This is a genomic window from Streptomyces hypolithicus (assembly GCF_052934925.1).
Genome location: NZ_CM128811.1, coordinates 4,928,827 through 4,944,951 on the forward strand (window position 1 = coordinate 4,928,827; position 16,125 = coordinate 4,944,951).

General features: G+C 70.3%; 13 protein-coding genes. 10 read left to right on the forward strand and 3 right to left on the reverse strand.

What is annotated here, in order from left to right; all coding sequences use genetic code 11:
- Nucleotides 1–106: 106 nt before the first annotated feature.
- The 10 genes from ACU6WZ_RS23190 (at nucleotide 107) to ACU6WZ_RS23235 (ending at nucleotide 12,568) form a co-directional block, all read left to right on the forward strand.
- Nucleotides 107–3,073 carry a M14 family metallopeptidase gene (locus tag ACU6WZ_RS23190; protein ID WP_447030096.1) on the forward strand — a complete coding sequence of 989 codons (2,967 nt, stop codon included), beginning with the start codon at nucleotides 107–109 and terminating at the stop codon, nucleotides 3,071–3,073.
- A gap of 198 nt (nucleotides 3,074–3,271) precedes the next feature.
- Complete coding sequence (gap, locus tag ACU6WZ_RS23195; RefSeq protein WP_447030098.1) at nucleotides 3,272–4,279, forward strand: type I glyceraldehyde-3-phosphate dehydrogenase; 1,008 nt, start codon at nucleotides 3,272–3,274, stop codon at nucleotides 4,277–4,279.
- A gap of 104 nt (nucleotides 4,280–4,383) precedes the next feature.
- A complete protein-coding gene (locus ACU6WZ_RS23200; protein ID WP_447030099.1) occupies nucleotides 4,384–5,595 on the forward strand; it encodes a phosphoglycerate kinase in 1,212 nt (403 codons plus the stop codon).
- 6 nt (nucleotides 5,596–5,601) lie between these two features.
- A complete protein-coding gene (gene tpiA / locus ACU6WZ_RS23205) occupies nucleotides 5,602–6,390 on the forward strand; it encodes a triose-phosphate isomerase (protein ID WP_447030100.1) in 789 nt (262 codons plus the stop codon).
- Nucleotides 6,391–6,516: 126 nt separating this feature from the next.
- Complete coding sequence (secG, locus tag ACU6WZ_RS23210) at nucleotides 6,517–6,747, forward strand: preprotein translocase subunit SecG (protein ID WP_447030101.1); 231 nt, start codon at nucleotides 6,517–6,519, stop codon at nucleotides 6,745–6,747.
- 201 nt (nucleotides 6,748–6,948) lie between these two features.
- Nucleotides 6,949–7,284: an RNA polymerase-binding protein RbpA gene (locus ACU6WZ_RS23215; protein WP_402368832.1), complete on the forward strand. Its 336-nt coding sequence runs from the start codon at nucleotides 6,949–6,951 to the stop codon at nucleotides 7,282–7,284.
- A gap of 158 nt (nucleotides 7,285–7,442) precedes the next feature.
- Nucleotides 7,443–8,675 carry an MFS transporter gene (locus tag ACU6WZ_RS23220; RefSeq protein WP_447030103.1) on the forward strand — a complete coding sequence of 411 codons (1,233 nt, stop codon included), beginning with the start codon at nucleotides 7,443–7,445 and terminating at the stop codon, nucleotides 8,673–8,675.
- 58 nt (nucleotides 8,676–8,733) lie between these two features.
- The gene (pgi, locus tag ACU6WZ_RS23225) at nucleotides 8,734–10,410 is read left to right on the forward strand and encodes a glucose-6-phosphate isomerase (RefSeq protein ID WP_447034203.1); all 1,677 of its coding nucleotides are present in this window, start codon (nucleotides 8,734–8,736) and stop codon (nucleotides 10,408–10,410) included.
- A gap of 23 nt (nucleotides 10,411–10,433) precedes the next feature.
- Entirely contained in the window at nucleotides 10,434–10,931 is a 498-nt protein-coding gene (locus ACU6WZ_RS23230) for a PH domain-containing protein (RefSeq protein WP_447030104.1), read from the forward strand.
- 95 nt (nucleotides 10,932–11,026) lie between these two features.
- On the forward strand, nucleotides 11,027–12,568 hold the full coding sequence (locus tag ACU6WZ_RS23235) for a PH domain-containing protein (RefSeq protein ID WP_447034204.1): 1,542 nt from the start codon (nucleotides 11,027–11,029) through the stop codon (nucleotides 12,566–12,568).
- Nucleotides 12,569–12,778: 210 nt separating this feature from the next.
- Here ACU6WZ_RS23235 and pgl read toward each other — a convergent pair whose 3' ends face one another.
- The 3 genes from pgl to zwf are packed head-to-tail and all read right to left on the reverse strand — an operon-like array spanning nucleotide 12,779 to nucleotide 16,124.
- The gene (pgl, locus tag ACU6WZ_RS23240) at nucleotides 12,779–13,519 is read right to left on the reverse strand and encodes a 6-phosphogluconolactonase (RefSeq protein ID WP_447034205.1); all 741 of its coding nucleotides are present in this window, start codon (nucleotides 13,517–13,519) and stop codon (nucleotides 12,779–12,781) included.
- A gap of 41 nt (nucleotides 13,520–13,560) precedes the next feature.
- Nucleotides 13,561–14,604, reverse strand: a complete 1,044-nt coding sequence (opcA, locus tag ACU6WZ_RS23245; RefSeq protein ID WP_447030106.1) for a glucose-6-phosphate dehydrogenase assembly protein OpcA — start codon at nucleotides 14,602–14,604, stop codon at nucleotides 13,561–13,563.
- Nucleotides 14,601–16,124: a glucose-6-phosphate dehydrogenase gene (gene zwf / locus ACU6WZ_RS23250; RefSeq protein ID WP_447030107.1), complete on the reverse strand. Its 1,524-nt coding sequence runs from the start codon at nucleotides 16,122–16,124 to the stop codon at nucleotides 14,601–14,603. Before zwf ends, opcA begins: the two co-directional genes overlap by 4 nt.
- Nucleotide 16,125: the final 1 nt, after the last annotated feature.

Below are 16,125 nucleotides of genomic sequence, written 5' to 3' on the forward strand. Positions count from 1 at the left end.
CCTCTGTCCCATTGCGTACGCGCCCGTACGCGCTCTTGACATGACCATGGACTGTCATGAGCCTGGCGCTGTTCACTTTCGTGGCACACAACGGCATGAGGGGCTCATGAGACGCAGAGCGAGATCGATCCTCGCAGCGGGCGCATTGCTGCTCGGCGGCGTGACCGTGGCACCGGTCGCCCAGGCAGAGGGGCGGGGCGTCACCGGCGCCGCCGCGGACGTGGGCGCCGACGCCGTCAAGGTGTTCAACGCCGACGTCACCAAGGAGCAGGTACCCCTGCTCCTCGCGGCCGGCCAGGACGCCCACGAAATGGGCGAGCGGGCACCGGAGAAGGGCACGGCGCGCGTCGAGCTCTTCCTCACCGACGCCCAGGCCGAGGACCTGGCCGCCAAGGGCGTCAGGAACCTCACGGAGCGCAAGGTCTCGGCGAGGACGGAGTCGCGCATCGCCGCCGCCGGGGACGGCGTCTACCGCCCGTACAGCGGCAAGGGCAATCTCCGGGAGGAGATCGTCAGGACCGCTCAGGCGCACCCCGGCCTCACCAAGGTCGTCTCCATCGGCAAGACCGTCCAGGGCCAGGACATCCTCGCCCTCAAGCTCACCAAGGGCGCCCGGAAGACGAAGGACGGCGCCAAGCCCTCCGTGCTGTACATGTCCAACCAGCACGCCCGTGAGTGGATCACCCCCGAGATGACCCGGCGGCTGATGCATCACTACCTGGACCGGTACGGCAAGGACCGTCGCGTCACGAAGATCGTCGACTCCACGGAGCTGTGGTTCCTGCTTTCGGCGAACCCCGACGGGTACGACTGGACCCACGACCCGGCGGGCGACCGCCTGTGGCGCAAGAACATGCGTGACATCGACGCCGACGGAAAGTACACGCCCGGCGACGGCGTCGACCTCAACCGCAACTTCGCCTACAAGTGGGGCTACGACAACGAGGGCTCGTCCCCGAACCCGGCCAGTGCCACGTACCGCGGCGCGTCTCCCATGTCCGAGCCCGAGACCCGGGTGCTGGACCGCTTCCAGAAGCGCATCGGTTTCGAGTACGGCATCAACTACCACTCCGCCGCCGAACTGATCCTTTACGGCGTCGGCTGGCAGGTCGCCACCCCGACCCCCGACGACGTGCTCTACAAGGCGCTCGCGGGAACGCCCGAAAATCCCGCCGTTCCCGGGTACCACCCGCAGGTCTCCTCCGAGCTCTACACCACCAACGGTGAGGCCGACGGCCACGCGGCCAACGTCAATGGCACGATGATGTTCACCCCTGAGATGACCACCTGCCAGACGGTGTCGAACTCGGACCCCGACGACCGGTGGAAGCCCGAGGACTGCCAGTCCGGTTTCAACTTCCCGGACGACGAGAAGCTGATCCAGGCGGAGTTCGCCAAGAACGTGCCCTTCGCGCTCTCCGTCGCCGAGACCGCCGCGCACCCCGACCGGCCGTCGTCGTCGGTCGGCCTGGACGCACCCGACTTCACGGCCGACCCCTTCACCACCTCCTTCGCGCGGGGCGGCGACCAAGAGGTCGCTGTCACCGCCCGCAGGTCCGTGCGTGACAAGGAGCTGAACTACCGCGTCAACGGCGGGCGTACGCACGACGAGGACCTGGAGCGCTGGAAGGGCGGCGAGACGTACGGCGGCGAGGACAACCTCCACTTCGACGCGTACCGCGCGGAGGTCGAGGACGCCGAGCCGGGCGACGAGGTGGAGGTCTGGTTCACCGGCCGCACCAAGGCCGGCAAGCGCACCTCCAGCGAACCGTTCACGTACACGGTCGCCGAACGCCCCCGCGCCGACACCCTGGTGATCGCCGAAGAGGGCGCCCCCGCGCGCCACGCCCAGGAGTACGTCGACGCGCTCAAGGGCAACGGGCGTTCCGCGGCCGTCTGGGACGTCGCCACCCAGGGCGCCCCGCACGCGCTCGGCGTTCTCTCCCACTTCCGCACCGCTGTGCACTACACCGGCGCCAAAGCGCCGTCAGGGCCCACCCAGCTCGCCGTACGCGCCTTCCTCAACGAGGGCGGCAAGCTGATCGAAGCGGGCGAACTGGCCGGCGGCAACGCGGTCGTGGGACCGGCCGTCACGAACGACTTCAGCCAGTACTACCTCGGCGCCTACGGTCGCACGAACGCCTCCGGCGCCACCGGATTCACCGGTGCGGGAACGCTCGCGGGCGCCGGAAGTCCGCTCACGGGAACGCCCGAAAACCCCCTCGACGCGGCGGGCGCGTACACCATCACCTCGGAGACGCTACCGGCGGCGCAGTTCCCGCAGTTCAAGAGTGCGCAGGCCGGCACGTACGCCGGAGTGGTCAACCCGTACGCCCCCTACGCGGGTCAGTGGATGGCCTCCGCGACGCACGAGGACGGCGACTGGAAGCGCCTCGCCCGTACCGTCGACCTGACCGGCGTCGGCGCCGCCGACAAGCCGCAGCTGCGGCTCGCCCTCAACTGGAACACCGAGAGCGGCTACGACCACGCGGTCCTGGAGGCGCACACCGTGGGCGCGGACGACTGGACCACGCTCCCGGAGGCGGGCGGCGCCACGAAGGCAGCCGTCCCCGCCGAGTGCGACCAGGGCTACTTCATCAACGGCCACCCCTTCCTGCGGCACTACCTCACGCTGGAGGCGGGCGGCTGCAAGGCGACCGGTACGAGCGGCGCCTGGAACAGCTTCACCGGCTCCTCCGGCGGCTGGAAGCAGGTCTCCTTCGACCTCAGCGCCTACGCGGGCAAGAAGGTCGAGCTGGCACTCGGCTCCATCACCGACCCCGGCAGCGGCGGCCGTGGCGTCTTCGCGGACGACACCCGGCTGAACGTGGGCGGGACCGACCAGCAGGGCGAGGGATTCGAGATCTCGCTCGGGGCGTGGACCGTCCCTGGAGCGCCCGAGGGAACTCCCGCCACAGGCGGCGACTGGGCGCGCTCCGGGGAGCTGTTCAAGTCCTACGCGGCGGTCACTACGGGTGACACCGTGCTGTTCGGCTTCGGTCTGGAGCACGTGCCGGGCGCCGCGGAGCGCAAGGCACTGCTCGGGAAGGCGCTGAAGTCCCTGCGGCGCTGACTCCGCGTAACGGGCTGCGAAGCGGCTCACGGCACGCGGGCCCGTACTCCTACTGGGGAGTACGGGCCCGCGTGTCGTCTCCGGGGCAGCTCGATGTCACCGCGGGCCGCACGGAGAGGTAGGGTCGGAAGCGGTCGGGGACATCCCATACAACTCGCCGGCGTCGAAAACCGGCGTACCTAACGAGGAGATCGGTTCGTGACGATCCGCGTAGGCATCAACGGCTTCGGCCGCATCGGGCGCAACTACTTCCGGGCGCTGCTGGAGCAGGGTGCGGACATCGAGATCGTGGCTGTCAACGACCTGGGTGACACCGCGACGACGGCACACCTTCTGAAGTACGACACGATCCTGGGCCGGCTCAAGGCCGAGGTGACGCACACCGCCGACACCATCACCGTCGACGGTCGCACCATCAAGGTGCTCTCCGAGCGCAACCCGGCCGACATCCCCTGGGGTCAGCTGGGCGTCGACATCGTGATCGAGTCGACGGGCATCTTCACCAAGAAGGCCGACGCCGAGAAGCACATCGCCGGTGGCGCGAAGAAGGTCCTCATCTCGGCTCCGGCCAAGGACGAGGACATCACCATCGTGATGGGCGTCAACCACGACAAGTACGACGCGGCCAGCCACCACGTCATCTCCAACGCCTCCTGCACCACCAACTGCGTGGCGCCGATGGCGAAGGTTCTCGACGAGAACTTCGGCCTGGTCAAGGGCCTGATGACGACGGTCCACGCGTACACCAACGACCAGCGCATCCTGGACTTCCCGCACTCGGACCTGCGTCGCGCCCGCGCCGCCGCCGAGAACATCATTCCGACCACGACCGGCGCCGCCAAGGCGACCGCTCTCGTCCTGCCGCAGCTCAAGGGCAAGCTGGACGGCATCGCGATGCGCGTGCCCGTCCCGACCGGTTCGGCCACCGACCTGGTCGTCGAACTCGACCGCGAGGTCACCAAGGACGAGGTCAACGCCGCGTTCAAGAAGGCGGCCGACGGCGAGCTCAAGGGCTTCCTCACGTACACCGAGGACCAGATCGTGTCCTCCGACATCGTGGGCGACCCGTCCTCCTGCACCTTCGACTCCTCCCTGACCATGGTTCAGGAAGGCAAGACGGTGAAGATTCTCGGCTGGTACGACAACGAGTGGGGCTACTCCAACCGCCTCGTCGACCTCACGGTCTTCGTCGGCAACCAGCTCTGATCCGTACGGCAGGCACCTCGATGTGAGCACAGGGCCCGGGCAGCGCAACGCGGCGCTGCCCGGGCCCTGTCACGTGTCTTGTCTCCCAAGGAGTCCAGTAACAGATGAAGACGATCGACGAACTTCTCGCCGACGGGGTCGAAGGCAAGCGGGTTTTCGTCCGCGCCGACCTCAACGTGCCGCTCGACGGCACCAGCATCACCGACGACGGCCGTATCCGCGCCGTCGTCCCGACGATCCAGCGGCTCGCCGCCGCGGGCGCCCGGATCGTCGTGGCCTCGCACCTGGGCCGCCCCAAGGGCGCCCCGGACCCGGCCTTCTCGCTCGCCCTCGCCGCCAAGCGGCTCGGTGAACTGCTTTTCGCCGACGTCGCCTTCGCCACCGACACGGTGGGCGACTCGGCCAAGTCCGTCGTCGCGGGCCTCGTGAACGGCCGGGTCGCCGTCGTCGAGAACCTTCGGTTCAACGCCGGCGAGACCGCCAAGGACGACGCCGAGCGCGGCGCCTTCGCGGATCGACTGGCGGAGCTCGCCGACGTGTACGTCGGCGACGGCTTCGGCGCCGTGCACCGCAAGCACGCCTCCGTGTACGACCTTCCGGCCCGTCTGCCGCACGCGGCCGGCGGCCTCATCGCCACCGAGGTCGGCGTCCTCAGGAAGCTCACCGAGGACGTCGAGCGCCCGTACGCCGTGGTCCTCGGCGGCGCCAAGGTCTCGGACAAGCTCGGCGTGATCGACCACCTGCTGGAGAAGGCCGACCGCATCCTGGTCGGCGGCGGCATGGCGTACACCTTCCTCAAGGCCCAGGGCCACGAGGTCGGTCTCTCGCTGCTCCAGGAGGACCAGATCCCGACGGTCCAGGAGTACCTGAAGCGCGCCGAGGCCAAGGGCGTCGAGTTCGTACTGCCCGTCGACGTACTCGTGTCGTCGGAATTCCCCGACCTGAAGACGAAGGCTCCGGCGAACCCGCGAACGGTCGCGGCCGACGCGATCCCCGCCGACCAGGAGGGTCTGGACATCGGTCCCGAGACCCGCAAGCTGTACGCATCGAAGCTCGCCGACGCGGCCACCGTGTTCTGGAACGGCCCCATGGGCGTCTTCGAGCACCCCGACTACGCCGAGGGCACCAAGGCGGTCGCCCAGGCCCTCGTCGACAGCCCGGCCTTCACCGTGGTCGGCGGCGGCGACTCCGCCGCCGCGGTCCGCATCCTGGGCTTCGACGAGAACGCATTCGGCCACATCTCGACCGGCGGCGGCGCGAGCCTCGAATATCTCGAAGGCAAGACGCTTCCCGGCCTTGCCGCACTGGAGGACTGACCCTCAATGACTGCTTCTGCCCAAGGGCGCACCCCGCTGATGGCGGGCAACTGGAAGATGAACCTCAACCACCTTGAGGCCATCGCGCACGTCCAGAAGCTCGCCTTCGCGCTCGCCGACAAGGACCACGACTTCGTCGAAGTCGCCGTCCTGGTCCCGTTCACCGACCTGCGCTCCGTGCAGACCCTGGTGGACGGGGACAAGCTCAAGATCAAGTACGGCTCCCAGGACATCTCGGCGCACGACTTCGGGGCGTACACCGGTGAAATCTCGGGCCCGATGCTCGCCAAGCTCAAGTGCGCGTACGTCGCCGTCGGTCACTCCGAGCGCCGGCAGTACCACGACGAGACCGACGAGATCTGCAACGCCAAGGTCAAGGCCGCGTACAAGCACGGCCTGACGCCGATCCTGTGCGTCGGCGAGGGCCTCGACGTCCGCAAGGCCGGCCGCCAGGTGGAGCACACGCTGGCCCAGCTCGACGGCGGCCTCAAGGACGTCCCGGCCGAGCAGGCCGAGTCCGTCGTGATCGCGTACGAGCCGGTGTGGGCCATCGGCACCGGTGAGGTCGCCACCCCCGAGGACGCGCAGGAGGTCTGCGGGGCGATCCGCGCCCGTCTCGCGGAGCTGTACTCGCAGGAGCTGGCCGACAAGGTCCGCATCCAGTACGGCGGGTCCGTGAAGTCCGGCAACGTCGCCGCGATCATGGCGAAGCGGGACGTGGACGGGGCCCTGGTGGGCGGCGCCGCGCTGGACTCCGACGAGTTCGTCAAGATCGTTCGGTTCCGCGACCAGTGAGTAGGCCGTAGGGCCGATCCGTCGTACCCTGGCGGGGGCCGCGCCGGCTGTGCAGCAGCCGTCCGGTCCCCGTCGTCCGTTCGTCGTCCGTACGCGAAGCCCGAGGAAGTTGGTCCAGCCGTGGTTATGGGGTTCTCGATCGCCCTGATCGTCTTCAGCCTGCTGCTGATGCTGCTGGTTCTGATGCACAAGGGGAAGGGCGGCGGTCTCTCCGACATGTTCGGCGGCGGCATGCAGTCGTCCGTCGGCGGGTCCTCGGTCGCCGAGCGCAACCTCGACCGCATCACGGTGGTAGTCGGTCTGTTCTGGTTTGCCTGCATTGTCGTTCTTGCGTTGCTGATGAAGCTGGACAGCTGACCCGTCGTCCGGTACGGAGACGGCCGCGCGGCCTATCATGAGTCGATCGGCTCGTCTCCGGTGCGGGGGTGTAACTCCGTTCACTGGACGCGCGTTGGGCCCTACGTAAACTGGGGCGCTCGCAGCTGAGCTGTGTTACGACTCCGCGGCGGCAGCCGCTGATTGATGCAGTGCAGCACCATCACGCAGGGAGTTACGACCGTGGCAAGTGGCAACGCGATCCGGGGAAGCCGGGTCGGAGCGGGCCCGATGGGTGAGGCCGAGCGCGGCGAGTCGGCGCCCCGGCTCCGCATCTCCTTCTGGTGTTCGAACGGGCACGAGACGCAGCCGAGCTTCGCCAGTGACGCTCAGGTGCCCGACACGTGGGACTGCCCGCGCTGTGGGTTCCCGGCCGGTCAGGACCGGGACCACCCGCCGGCCCCGCCGCGCACGGAACCGTACAAGACGCATCTCGCGTACGTACGGGAGCGGCGCAGCGACGCCGACGGCGAGGCGATTCTCGCCGAGGCGCTGGCGAAACTGCGCGGCGAGATCTAGGAATTGCGGTCCGGCCGGACACCCGAGGGTGTCCGGCTGATCTGTTTTCGGCAACCGCTCCGAGGCCTGAGGTCTGGGGTCTGGGGTCTGGGGTCCGAGGCCGATTGTCAGTGGCACCCTCTACGGTTTTTCCAAGCACCGGAACCGAGGGGGGCGTTGTGGCGACGAGCGAGGCCGCCGGGCAGCCGACCGTTGACAAGGCGCAGGCCCCGGCCTGGCGTGGGGGGTTCGGGCGGCTGTGGACGGCGGCGGTCGTCTCGAGGTTCGGAGACTCGCTGCGTACGGCCGCGATGCCGCTGCTGGCAGCGTCGTTGACGTCCGACCCCGTGCTGGTGGCGCTGGTGTCTGCGGGCGGTTATCTGCCGTGGCTGTTGTTCGGGCTGCTGGGCGGCGCGGTGGCCGACCGGGTGAACCAGCGCCGGGCGATGTGGTCCGTGGATCTGGTGCGGGCTGCCCTGATGGCCGCGTTCGCGATGGCGGTGGCCTCCGGCCACGCCTCGATAGCGCTGCTCATCGCGCTGGCTTTCGCGCTCACCACTCTCCAGACCCTCTTCGACAACGCGGCGACCGCCCTCCTGCCCTCGCTGGTGCCCCAGGCCGCGCTGGGCAGCGCCAACGCCAGGCTGCTGACCGGCCAGCAGATCGCGGGCGGTCTGCTGGCCGCCCCGCTGATCCCACTACTGCTGGTGGCGGGCGCGGCTGTGCCGTACGCCGCTGACGCAGCGACGTACGCCCTGGGGGCGGCCCTGATCGCCTCGCTGCGGGTGGCTGCGACGCCGGAGCGGACTCCGAGGCCGGCCGGCGCCACCCTGCGCGGGGACATCGCGCAGGGGCTGCGGGCGCTGTGGCGCGACCGGGTGCTGCGCGGGCTCTGCGTCGCCTGCACGCTGTGCAACGTCGGAATGGCCGCGCTCATCGCGACCCTCGTCCTGCACGTCACGGACCGGCTCGGCGGCGGGCACGCGGGGTACGCAGCAGTCCTGACGGCGTATGCGGTGGGCAGCGTCGTGGGCGGGCTGATGGCGGGCCGGCTCTCGGCGCGCCTGGGCCGGATGCGCAGTGTCTTCGGCGCGGGAGCCGTGCAGATCGGCTGCCTGGCCGCGGTGGGCCTGGTCCGGGAGCTGTGGGTCACCATCGCGGCGATGGCGGTGTTCGGGGTCATGGGCCTGGTGTGGAACACCAATCAGGTGACGCTGATGCAGGAGCGCAGCCCGGCGGCCATGCTGGGAAGGATCAGCTCGGCCTTCCGTACGCTCGCGGTCGCCGGCGCACCGCTCGGTGCGCTGCTCGGTGGCGCCGCCGCGGCAGCCTGGGGACCGCACACGCCCGCCCTGCTGGCGGCGGCACTGTTCACTGCGGCCATAGCATCGCTGGCCGCTCTGATCAACTAAGTTGGAGCCGCCAGGGGGCATGCACGCAGGTACGAGAAGAAGTGGGCTGATGTCCGAGATGAACGCAGAAAGCCGCACCAGGCTCAACCAGATGCCCGAGTGGGCCGCGCTGGCCAAGCACCGCGACCAGCTGGGCGGAACGAACTTGCGCGAGCTGTTCGCCGCGGACTCCGAGCGGGGCAGCGCCTACACCCTCAAGGTGGGCGACCTCTATCTCGACTACTCCAAGCACCTGGTTACGGACGAGACACTGGGACTGCTGCGTGCGCTGGCCGACGGCGCGGGGGTGACGCGGCTGCGGGACGCGATGTTCCGGGGCGAGAAAATCAACACCACCGAGGACCGCGCGGTCCTGCACACGGCTCTGCGCGCCCCGCGCGACGCGGTGATCGAGGTCGGCGGGCGGAACGTCGTCCCCGCGGTGCACGCGGTGCTCGACAAGATGACCGCCTTCGCCGACCGGATCAGGTCGGGGGAGTGGACCGGGCACACCGGCAAGCGCATCAAGAACGTCGTCAACATCGGCATCGGCGGCTCCGACCTCGGTCCCGCCATGGCGTACGAGGTGCTGCGCTCCTTCGCCGACCGCGACCTCACGGTCCGCTTCGTGTCGAACGTCGACGGGGCCGATCTGCATGAGGCCGTACGGGACTTGGACCCGGCCGAGACGCTGTTCATCGTCGCGTCCAAGACCTTCACCACGATCGAGACGATCACCAACGCCACCTCGGCCCGCAACTGGCTGCTGACGGGCCTGCGCGCGGACAGCGAAGCCGTCGCCAAGCACTTCGTGGCGCTGTCCACCAACGCCGAGAAGGTCGCCGAGTTCGGCATCGACACGGCCAACATGTTCGAGTTCTGGGACTGGGTCGGCGGGCGATACTCGTTCGACTCGGCGATCGGCCTGTCGCTGATGATCGCCGTGGGCCCTGCCAGGTTCCGCGAGATGCTCGGCGGCTTCCACCTCGTCGACGAGCACTTCCGCACCGCGCCCGCCGAGGAGAACGCGCCGCTGCTGCTCGGGCTGCTCGGCGTCTGGTACGGGGCGTTCTTCGACGCGCAGGCGCACGCGGTCCTGCCGTACAGCCACTACCTGTCGAAGTTCACGGCGTACCTTCAGCAGCTTGACATGGAGTCCAACGGCAAGTCCGTGGACCGTGACGGCAACCCCGTCGACTGGCAGACGGGCCCCGTGGTGTGGGGCACGCCCGGCACCAACGGGCAGCACGCCTACTACCAGCTGCTGCACCAGGGCACCAAGGTCATCCCGGCGGACTTCATCGGCTTCGCCAGGCCGGTCGCCGATCTGCTGCCCGGTCTGGAGGCGCAGCACGACCTGCTCATGGCGAACTTCTTCGCCCAGACCCAGGCGCTGGCCTTCGGCAAGACGCCGGAGGAGGTACGGGCCGAGGGCGTCGCCGAGGAGCTGGTGGCGCACAAGACCTTCCGGGGCAACCACCCCACGACCACGATCCTCGCCGACGACCTGACCCCGTCCGTGCTGGGCCAGTTGATCGCGCTGTACGAGCACAAGGTGTTCGTACAGGGCGCCATCTGGAACATCGACTCCTTCGACCAGTGGGGAGTGGAACTCGGCAAGGTCCTCGCGAAGAAGATCGAGCCGGTGCTGACCGAAACGGTCACATCAGCCGCTGCCGCGGCGGGTGGCGGCGAGCAGCTCGACAGCTCGACAGCGACGCTGGCCGCCAAGTACCGCACGCTGCGCGGGCGCTGACCACAGAACGGGAGGCAGGGCCGATGACCGGGGGGACCGTGCGGCTCAGGCCGCCGAACAACACGCTGGACCGGCGGGTCATCGGCTGGTGGCGGACCCAGTGGCTACTGCTCACGGCCGCCGTGGTGGCGGCCGCGTCCGTGCTGGGCGCGTTCGTCGCGCCCGCGCGGCCGTGGCTGCTGCCCGTCGCCGGCGCGCTGACGGTGCTGGGGCTGACGGCCGCGGTGTTCCTGCCGCTGTGGTGGTTCCGGGTGCACCGCTGGGAAGTCACGGACGACGCGGTGTACGTACGCACCGGGTTCTTCTGGCAGGAGTGGCGGATCGCGCCTATGTCACGGATTCAGACCGTCGACACCGTGCGCGGGCCGTTGGAACAGATGTTCAGGCTCGCCACGGTCATCGTCACCACCGCGTCGTCCAAGGGCGCCGTGAAGATCGAGGGGCTCGACCACGAGCTGGCCCGGGAGCTGGCCGAGCGGCTGACACAGATCACGCGAGCCACCCCCGGGGACGCGACATGAGCGCCCCGCAGGGCGGTGGGGCGGAGAGCACAGGCCCGGAGAGCACAGGCCCGGAGAGCGCCGGCCCGGAGAGAAACGGCCCCAAGAGCGCCGGCCTGCCTGGTGGTGCCCCGCCTGGTGGCGCCTCGCCTGGTGGTGAAGGCTGGCGGCGGCTCCATCCGCTCACCGTCCTGGTGGGCGCGCTCGTCATGGCGGGCATCGCCATGGGCGCCGGGTTGCCCGCCTTCCTCGCGCTCGCCGGCGGCAGACCCGTCTGGCAGGCCTTCACCTGGGTGCTGACCGCGGCCGTCCTGCTGATCGCCGGCGGCTCCGCGCTCGACTACGTGCGGTGGCGCCGGACCCGGTACCGAATCGGGGTCGAGCGCGCCGAACTCCACACCGGCCTGCTGCTCGTCAAACGCCGCTCGCTCGCCCGTGAACGCATCCGCAGCGTCGACCTGACGGCCAGCGTGCTGCTGCGCGTCCTCGGCCTCGTCAAGGTCCGTATAGGCACCGGCGAGAACAGCGCCGGCGGCGAGTCCACTCTCGAACTCGACCCCGTCAGCCGGGAGGAGGGCGAGCGGCTGCGGCGAGAACTGCTGGACCGCGCAGTCCCCGCCGGTACGGGGGGCTCCCACCGGGAGGGGGAACTGGCCACGCTCGACCCGGCCTGGATCCGGTATGCGCCGGTGTCCTTCGTCGCCCCCGCACTGGGCGGCGCCGCCGCCGGTGGTCTGATGCAGGTCAGTGAATGGTTCGGGGCGCGGGGCGAGTTGATCGACTGGGTCGAAGCGCGGTTCCGGGACACCCCGTTGGTGTGGGTGGTCGTGGTGCTCGTGCTCGCGGCGTGCGCGGCGGGCATCGTCGGCGCGCTCGGGCTGTGGGTCGAGATGTGGTGGAACTACCGTCTGGAGCGCGAGCCCGGCGGCACCCTGCGGGTTCGTCGGGGTCTGCTCACCACACGGTCGATCTCCATCGAGGAGCGGCGGCTGCGGGGGGTGGAGCTGGTCGAGCCGCTCGGGGTGCGGACGTTGGGGGCGGCGCGGGTGGACGCGGTGGCGACCGGTCTGGCCGAAGGCGAGGACAGCAAGCACGCCGACCACAAGACGCTGCTGCCGGCGGCGCCGCGGGGCACGGCGGAGGCGGTCGCGGCGCACGTCCTGCGGGAGGCCGCCTCACCGACGAGCACGGTCCGCCTCACACCGCACCCGGTCGGCGCGCGCACGCGCCGGCTGCGCTGGGCGGTGGGGGCGGCGCTGGCGCCGTTGCTGGTCCTGGCTGCGCTCGGGTTGCTCCTGGGCGAGCGAGTGCTGTTGTACGCCGCCGGGGCATGCGCGGTGGTGGCGCTCCCGGTCGCGGTGCTGCTGGCGCTGGACGCGTACCGGTCCCTGGGGCACGGGATCAGCGGGGACTACCTGGTGGCGCGGTCGGGGACGGTACGGCGTACGACGGTCGCTCTGCAGCGGGGCGGGGTGATCGGCTGGACGGCGAAGCAGTCGTACTTCCAGCGCCGGACCGGGCTGATCACGCTGACGGCGACGAGTGCGGCGGGGGCGGGGGCCTACTCGGTGTACGACGCGGGGGAGTCGGAGGGGCTGGTCTTCGCGGACGCGGCGGTGCCGGGGCTGCTGGCGCCGTTCCTGGAGCGGGGGGAGTAGGCGGCGCCGTCCCCCGGCTCCGCCGGAGCCGGGGCCCCGCCCGAACCGCCCCGCCCGAACCGCCCCGCCCGAACCGCCCCGCCCGAACCGGGCTTCGCCCCGGACCCCTGATCCCGGATCCCGGTCCTGACTCGTCGGACGGGCTTGATCAAACCCGTCCGGCGACTGACGACACCGCCCACGGGGCGTGCAGGGGCCGGGCCGGTGCGGTCAGGCTGACGCCGGGGGGTAGAGGCTGCGGGGGAGGTGGGAGGCTGCCGCGTCGTCCAGGAGCCACAGCGTCCGGCTGCGTCCGTACGCACCCGCCGCGGGCGCCTGGACCTCGCCCGCCCCCGACAGCGCCATGAACGCCGCCTTCGCCTTGTCCTCGCCCGCCGCCAGCAGCCACACCTCACGCGCCGCACGGATCGCCGGCAGCGTGAGCGTGACGCGGGTGGGCGGCGGCTTGGGGGCGCCGTGCACACCGACCACCGTCCGCTCGGTCTCCCGGACCGCGGGGAGCTCGGGGAAGAGCGAGGCCACGTGCGTGTCCGGTCCGACGCCAAGCATCAGCACGTCGAAGGTCGGCACACCGGCGTGGTCGCCGGGCCCCGCCGACGCCGCCAGCTCGGCGGCGTACCCGGCGGCCGCCGTGTCCGCGTCCGCGCCGTACGGGCCGTCCGAGGCCGGCATCGCGTGCACCCGGGCCGGATCGACCGGCACCGAGTCCAGCAGGGCCTCGCACGCCTGGGTGTGGTTGCGCTCCGGGTCGCCCGAGGGCAGGAAACGCTCGTCGCCCCACCACAGGTCAAGGTGCGCCCAGTCGATCGCGGCCCTGGCCGGTGACGCCGCCAGGGCGGCCAGCAGGCCGTTGCCGTTGCGCCCGCCCGTGAGCACGACCGAGGCCGTGCCGCGGGCGGCCTGGGCGTCCACGACCTTCGTGATCAGCCGCGCCGCCGCGGCCTGCGCCATCAGTTCCTTGTCGTGGTGGACGACCAGCTGTGGTGCGGCGCTCACTTCGAGGCCGCCTTCTTGGCCGCCGCCGCCGCCGACTTCTTCGCGGCCGGCTTTACCTCGGCCGGTGGGGCCGATCCCTCCGCCGCAGCGTCCTGCGCCGTCGCCATGTCCGCCGGCTCACCGAGCCGGTCGACACCGAACCTCAGCGCCGACGCGTACGTGTCGTCCGGGTCCAGCCTGCGCAGCTCCTCGGCGATCAGCTCGGCGGTCTCCCGCCGCTTGAGCGCCACCGCCCGGTCCGGCTGCCCCTCAATGGACAGGGAGGCCAGCGAGCCGTCCGAGCGGCCGAGCGTGATCTGCCCGCAGCTGGTCTCCATCTGTACGCCCGTCAGACCGGGACCGGCCGACAGCGAACGCTTCACCGGCACACCCAGCCGCTCGGCCAGCCACATGCCGAGCAGCTCCACGCTCGGGTTGAACTCCTCGCCCTCCACCTCCACCGAGGTGACCTCGCACTCCACCTGGTCCAGGGCGGCCGCCAGCATCGAGCGCCACGGCGTGATCCGGGTCCAGGACAGGTCCGTGTCGCCAGGGGTGTAGGCGTCGGCGCGGGCCGTCAGCTCCTGGATGGGGTGCTCGGCGGCGTACGTGTCCGTGACCCGCCGCTGCGCCAGCGCGCCGAGCGGATCGCTCGCCGGATCCAGCGGAGCGTTCACCGCCCACCACACCACGACCGGCGCGTCGGGCAGGAGGAGAGGGAGCACCACGGACTGGGCGTGGTTGATGACCTCGCCGTACAGCCTCAGTACGACCGTCTCGCCGGTGCCCGCGTCCGCGCCCACCCGCACCTCGGCGTCCAGGCGTGCCTTGGAACGGTCGCGCGGCGAACGCGAGACGCGCTTGATGACGACCAGGGTGCGTGACGGGTGCTCACGGGAGGCCTCGGTGGCCGCCTTGAGCGCGTCGTACGCGTTCTCCTCGTCGGTGACGATGACCAGCGTCAGGACCATGCCCACGGCCGGCGTGCCGACGGCACGGCGGCCCTGGACAAGCGCCTTGTTGATCTTGCTGGACGTGGTGTCCGTCAGGTCGATTTTCATGGCCGACGCCAGCTCCGTCCGTCTCGTGCGAGCATTTCGTCCGCCTCCACTGGGCCCCAGGTCCCGGCCGAGTACTGTGCGGGCTTGCCGTGCTTGTCCCAGTACTCCTCGATCGGGTCGAGGATGCGCCAGGACTGTTCGACCTCTTCGAGCCGCGGGAAGAGGTTGGCGTCGCCGAGCAGGACGTCCAGGATGAGGCGCTCGTACGCCTCGGGGCTGGACTCGGTGAATGACTCGCCGTAGGCGAAGTCCATCGACACGTCCCGCACCTCCATCGAGGTGCCCGGCACCTTGGAGCCGAAGCGGACGGTGACCCCCTCGTCCGGCTGCACCCGGATGACCAGGGCGTTCTGCCCCAGCTCCTCGGTGGCCGTGTGGTCGAAGGGGGAGTGCGGGGCGCGCTGGAAGACGACGGCGATCTCGGTGACGCGGCGGCCGAGGCGCTTGCCGGTGCGGAGGTAGAAGGGGACGCCCGCCCAGCGGCGGTTGTCGATCTTCAGTTTCACCGCGGCGTAGGTGTCGGTATTCGACTTGGGGTCGATGCCCTCTTCCTGGAGGTAGCCGACGGCCTTCTCGCCGCCCTGCCAGCCCGCGGCGTACTGGCCGCGTACGGTCTCGCTGCCGAGGTCGGCGGGGAGCTTTACGGCACCCAGCACCTTGGTCTTCTCGGCGACCAGGGCATCCGCCTCGAAGGAGGCGGGCTCCTCCATGGCGGTCAGCGCGAGCAGCTGGAGGAGGTGGTTCTGGATGACGTCACGGGCGGCGCCGATGCCGTCGTAGTAGCCGGCGCGGCCGCCGATGCCGATGTCCTCGGCCATGGTGATCTGTACGTGGTCGACGTAGGACCGGTTCCAGAGCGGCTCGAACATCTGGTTCGCGAAGCGCAGCGCCAGGATGTTCTGGACCGTCTCCTTGCCCAGGTAATGGTCGATCCGGAAGACCTCGTTGGCCGGGAAGACCTCGTGGACGACCTTGTTGAGCTCCTGCGCGGAGGCCAGGTCGTGCCCGAACGGCTTCTCGATGACGGCCCGTCGCCAGGAGCCTTCCTTCTGGTCGGCCAGCCCGTGCTTCTTGAGCTGCTGGACGACCTTGGGGAAGAACTTCGGCGGCACGGACAGATAGAAGGCGAAGTTGCCGCCGGTGCCCTGCGCCTTGTCGAGCTCCTGGATCGTCGACTTCAGCGTCTCGAACGCGTTGTCGTCGTCGAAGTTGCCCTGGACGAAGCGCATGCCCTGGATGAGCTGCTGCCAGACCTCCTCGCGGAAGGGCGTACGGGCGTGCTCCTTGACGGCGTCGTGGACGACCTGCGCGAAGTCCTCGTCCTCCCAGTCGCGCCGGGCGAAGCCGATGAGCGAGAACCCCGGCGGCAGCAGGCCGCGGTTGGCCAGGTCGTAGACAGCGGGCATCAGCTTTTTACGTGACAAATCGCCCGTGACGCCAAAGATGACCAGGCCCGACGGCCCCGCGATACGCGGGAGCCGTCGGTCCTGGGCGTCACGCAGCGGATTGCTGCTGGACAAT

What these genes read in the sequence shown, in the direction of transcription:
- ACU6WZ_RS23190 (WP_447030096.1), top strand. Translation starts at nt 107, where the DNA reads ATGAGACGCAGAGCGAGATCGATCCTCGCAGCGGGCGCATTGCTGCTC.
- ACU6WZ_RS23200 (WP_447030099.1), top strand. Translation starts at nt 4,384, where the DNA reads ATGAAGACGATCGACGAACTTCTCGCCGACGGGGTCGAAGGCAAGCGG.
- pgi (WP_447034203.1), top strand. Translation starts at nt 8,734, where the DNA reads ATGAACGCAGAAAGCCGCACCAGGCTCAACCAGATGCCCGAGTGGGCC.
- pgl (WP_447034205.1), bottom strand. Translation starts at nt 13,519, where the DNA reads ATGGCGCAGGCCGCGGCGGCGCGGCTGATCACGAAGGTCGTGGACGCC.
- opcA (WP_447030106.1), bottom strand. Translation starts at nt 14,604, where the DNA reads ATGAAAATCGACCTGACGGACACCACGTCCAGCAAGATCAACAAGGCG.
- tpiA (WP_447030100.1), top strand. Translation starts at nt 5,602, where the DNA reads ATGACTGCTTCTGCCCAAGGGCGCACCCCGCTGATGGCGGGCAACTGG.
- ACU6WZ_RS23230 (WP_447030104.1), top strand. Translation starts at nt 10,434, where the DNA reads ATGACCGGGGGGACCGTGCGGCTCAGGCCGCCGAACAACACGCTGGAC.
- secG (WP_447030101.1), top strand. Translation starts at nt 6,517, where the DNA reads ATGGGGTTCTCGATCGCCCTGATCGTCTTCAGCCTGCTGCTGATGCTG.